This window comes from Kocuria sp. (genome assembly GCF_030536815.1).
In the GTDB taxonomy this organism is placed as follows: Bacteria; Actinomycetota; Actinomycetes; order Actinomycetales; family Micrococcaceae; genus Kocuria; species Kocuria gwangalliensis.
This window is the reverse complement of the sequence record NZ_JAUNPE010000186.1, coordinates 1-3,739: the sequence shown is the minus strand read 5'-3', so window position 1 is coordinate 3,739 and position 3,739 is coordinate 1. Positions and strand designations below refer to the sequence as shown.

The following is a 3,739-nucleotide window of genomic DNA, read 5'->3' as shown; positions in this document are numbered from 1 at the left end:
CGTGTGCTCGGAGGCCGTGCTCTCGGCGACAGCCGATTGTTAGCTCTCCAAATGCATGCGCGGAACCGGCCTCGTGAACATCCGCGTGTGCCACATCAATTGAATGAAGCCCACAGCTATCCACGCCAATCCCAAGAGAACCGTATTTCCCGTGAGGCTCGTCCACAGCCATGCGGTGAGAAAAAATCCGATCAGGGGAATAACTCCATAACAGATCACCGCGCCCACCGAGCGGCGTCGATCTCGGATCAAGAACGTTGAAATGACGCTGAGGTTGACCATGCTGAAGGCGGTCAACGCTCCAAAACTGACGATGGAGGCAACGAAATCGACATCCGCGAAGACGGCCGATGTCGAGATGACGGCTACGACGAGAATTGCACCCACGGGCGTTCGAAAACGACGGGAAATGGTGCCGAACAATTTGTGGGGAAGTACACGGTCGCGGCCCATCGCATAGAGGATTCTTGAAACCGAGGCTTGCGATGCCAGCGCAGAACCAAGGGCACCGGTGACATAGGCGGCCAGAAAAAGCGCTGTCAACAGGTTTCCACCAATGTGGGCCAGGACTGAGATAGCTGCAACATCCGCGTCGTCTCCGGAGATGACCGCGGGGTGGGCCATGTAAGCGAACCATGACACGGACACGAAGAATACTCCGCCGATGATCGTGGTGAGAATGACAGCCCGAGGGATTGCTTGTTTAGGCTTCTGCGCTTCTTCAGCCATGGTCGAGATCGCGTCAAACCCAAGAAATGAGAGGCACAGTACTGCCGCGCCTGCGGCTACCGCGGTCAGATTGAAATCCGAACGAACAAATGGGTCCAGCGGGTTGGCGGCCGGGTCAAATGCTCGAGCCGCAAAGACGAAGAAAATTAGGAAGAAAACGATCTGCAGCAGGACAAGCACCATGTTCGCGCTCTTCACCACCAGGATTCCCACAATGTTGAGCACGGTGACAAGCACCAGGGCCGTCAGCGAGAAAACCCATGCCGGAATGGATGGGAACTGTTCCGAAAGGTACAGGCCGATCAAGAGGTAGTTGAGCATCGGCAGCAGGATGTAGTCGATCATGACCGCCCATCCGGTGAGGAAACCAATGCCGCCACCCAACCCCTCCCGGGTGTAGGCGTACGCCGAGCCGGCCGAATCGACTCTGCGCCCCATGAATGCATAGCTGCAGGCCGTGAACAGCATGGCTGCCAGGGTGATGAGATAGGCGCTGGCGAGGAATCCGCCGGTGATGTCGTTGACTATGCCGTACGTCGTGAAGACCGTCATCGGAACCATGTAGGACAACCCGAAGAACACAAGAGTGGGGAGTCCCATTGATCGGCGTAGGGAGCCACCCGGTTCGCGGCTGGCTCCTGTGGGTTCGTTGAGTTGTGGACTGAGCATGACCTGTGACTCCTATGTCCGGGGACCTGCACGTTTGTGGCCTGGATCAAAGCACGGACGTCCGGTGTCCTTGACACCTCACCGGGACAGCGGCATATTGACCATGTGGTCAATATCACTTTCCCGAGAGCCTAGGGTGGGCGCCGGGGACTGTCAATGGAGGCGATGGTGAGCAAGAAAGCCGGGGATGAAGGCGGCGGAACCGCCGGTGTGCGCCGTCGTTTGTCACCTGAGAAGCGCCGGGAGGCCATTGCGGCCACAGCACAACAACTGGCTCTGACCGAGGGACTGCAAAACCTAACGCATCGGAACATCGCTGCACGGCTAGGGGTCACCCACGCATTGGTGGTGCACTATGAGCCGAGTATTGAATCCTTACGGCTGCGCGTTTACCTGGACCTACTGCAGACCGAATTCGTGACGGTCACGTCGCACGTGGCCCGATACTCCAAGGCAGTACACAAGCTGTCCGAGTTGATTCGTTTGACGAGCCGGCCGGGCAGAGAAGACTACGCCGGAGTGTGGCTCGACGGGTGGAGCCTAGGGCGACGTCATCCGGAGACGGCTGACGCAGTGCGCCTCATGATGGACCGTTGGCAGGCCATGGTGGCCGCCATCCTGGAACAGGGCATGTCGGACGGGGACTTCGATGTGCCGTGTGCGGACAGCTGCGCCTGGGAAATCATTGCTCTCCTGGACGGGTTCAACGCGCACACCATCGTCGGTTACCGAGACCCGGGGCAGTACCGCGAGCGTATTTCGGCACCCATTGAAGCTCGATTGAACGTGCCCCCCGGAACTCTGACCAAGGATCCGCCGCCCCCGATGCAGAAGCCCGCGGATGGTGCACCGCGACAACAGGAGGAACAGTGAACGACGCCAAGCGTAACGACGTCCCCGAAAGAACCACGGACGTGGTCGTGGTGGGGGCCGGCATTGCCGGACTGACGGCTGCGGAACTGCTCGTGGAGCACGGGCAGGACGTCATTGTGTTGGAAGCCCGGGAACGAGTGGGAGGGCGACTCGAGGGCGGACACTTCACATCGGGTACGAGCATTGAACTGGGCGGCCAGTGGGTCGGACCCACTCAGGACGAAGTGCTGGCATTGGCTGAACGGCTGGGACTGGAGACCTTTACCGTGCGTGACAAAGGCAGGTCACTGCTCTTCGCCGAGGGTGGACGTCAAGAAAGCGATGATGACACGTTCGGCCTGCCGGGTGAGTCGGCGCGTGCGTTCCAGGAGTTGGTGGAGACCATCGACGGCACCGCCGCAACCATTGACCGGCAAGCCCCGGGGAACTCTCCCGGTGCCGCCGGTTTGGACCGCATGACGGCGGCTCAGTGGTTGGACGACACCTGTCAAGACCGCGCCGCCCGGAGATTCGCGGACACGTTGTTGGCGTCCATTTTTGCCGCGGAATCGGACGAGTACTCGGCCCTTCACATGTTGTACTACTTGAGTTCGGGAGGCGGCCTGCACCGAATGATGATCACCATCGGCGGGGCCCAGGATTCCCGCGTCCGCGGTGGTACGCACCAGCTGGCGGAACGCCTCGCCGAGTCCCTCGGCGACCGGGTAGTGCTGGACCACGAGGTGCTCGAGATATCCGAGTGGGACACGGAGCAGAGACTCAAGGCACCCAACAACCAGGCCATGGTCAGAACCACTAGTACGCGATACCGATGTGATCACGTGATCGTGGCGCTGCCGCCGGTCATGGCCGCAAGAATTGACTACGCACCGCCTCTTCCCGCCAATCGGGACATTGCGCAGTCGCACATGAACGCGGGGAACGTCATCAAGTTCCAGATCGAATACGACACGCCGTTTTGGCACGCGGAAGGGCTCAGCGGGACGGTACTCAGTCTCGACCACCACGTTTCCCTTGTGTACGACAACGGTGTTCCCGATTCCCAACGGGGCATTCTGGTGGCTTTCGTGGAGGGTCGCCATGCTCGGGCCTTCAATGACCTGTCCGAGGAACAGCGCGCTCAACTCGTCGTGGATGATCTGGAATGCTTCTTCGGGGAGACGGCATCTCGGCCGACCGAGGTGCTGCAGCGCAATTGGTCCGAGGAGCCCTTCACGCGGGGTTGCTACGGCGGGCGGTTCGGCACCGGATTGTGGACCACCGTGGGGGAGCACCTCGCGAAGCCACTGGGGCGCATCTCCTGGGCGGGCGCGGAGACGGCGTCCGTGTGGAACGGGTACATCGACGGCGCCATCAGATCCGGCCAGCGAGCGGCGGAGGAAGTCTTATCGACTATTGGGAAGCGCTGAAGGTGCGGATTATCCAGCTCCGACTCACCTCTGACTCCTAGTCTTGATTCCACCTCATC

3 protein-coding genes are annotated in these 3,739 nt (G+C 60.5%); 2 read left to right on the top strand and 1 reads right to left on the bottom strand.

Going from position 1 to position 3,739, the window contains the following annotated elements:
* Positions 1-39: 39 nt before the first annotated feature.
* On the bottom strand, positions 40-1,398 hold the full coding sequence (locus Q4E95_RS11780; protein ID WP_303383488.1) for an APC family permease: 1,359 nt from the start codon (positions 1,396-1,398) through the stop codon (positions 40-42).
* 168 nt (positions 1,399-1,566) lie between these two features.
* On the opposite strand from Q4E95_RS11780, the gene Q4E95_RS11775 reads away from it, so the two are divergent.
* The gene (locus tag Q4E95_RS11775) at positions 1,567-2,271 is read left to right on the top strand and encodes a TetR/AcrR family transcriptional regulator (RefSeq protein ID WP_303383487.1); all 705 of its coding nucleotides are present in this window, start codon (positions 1,567-1,569) and stop codon (positions 2,269-2,271) included.
* Positions 2,268-3,680: an FAD-dependent oxidoreductase gene (locus Q4E95_RS11770; RefSeq protein WP_303383486.1), complete on the top strand. Its 1,413-nt coding sequence runs from the start codon at positions 2,268-2,270 to the stop codon at positions 3,678-3,680. The genes Q4E95_RS11775 and Q4E95_RS11770 overlap by 4 nt, the downstream gene beginning before the upstream one ends.
* The last annotated feature ends 59 nt before the right edge of the window (positions 3,681-3,739 follow it).

Excerpts from the sequence above, each read along its gene's own strand:
- Q4E95_RS11780 (WP_303383488.1), bottom strand. The coding sequence starts at position 1,398 with ATGCTCAGTCCACAACTCAACGAACCCACAGGAGCCAGCCGCGAACCG.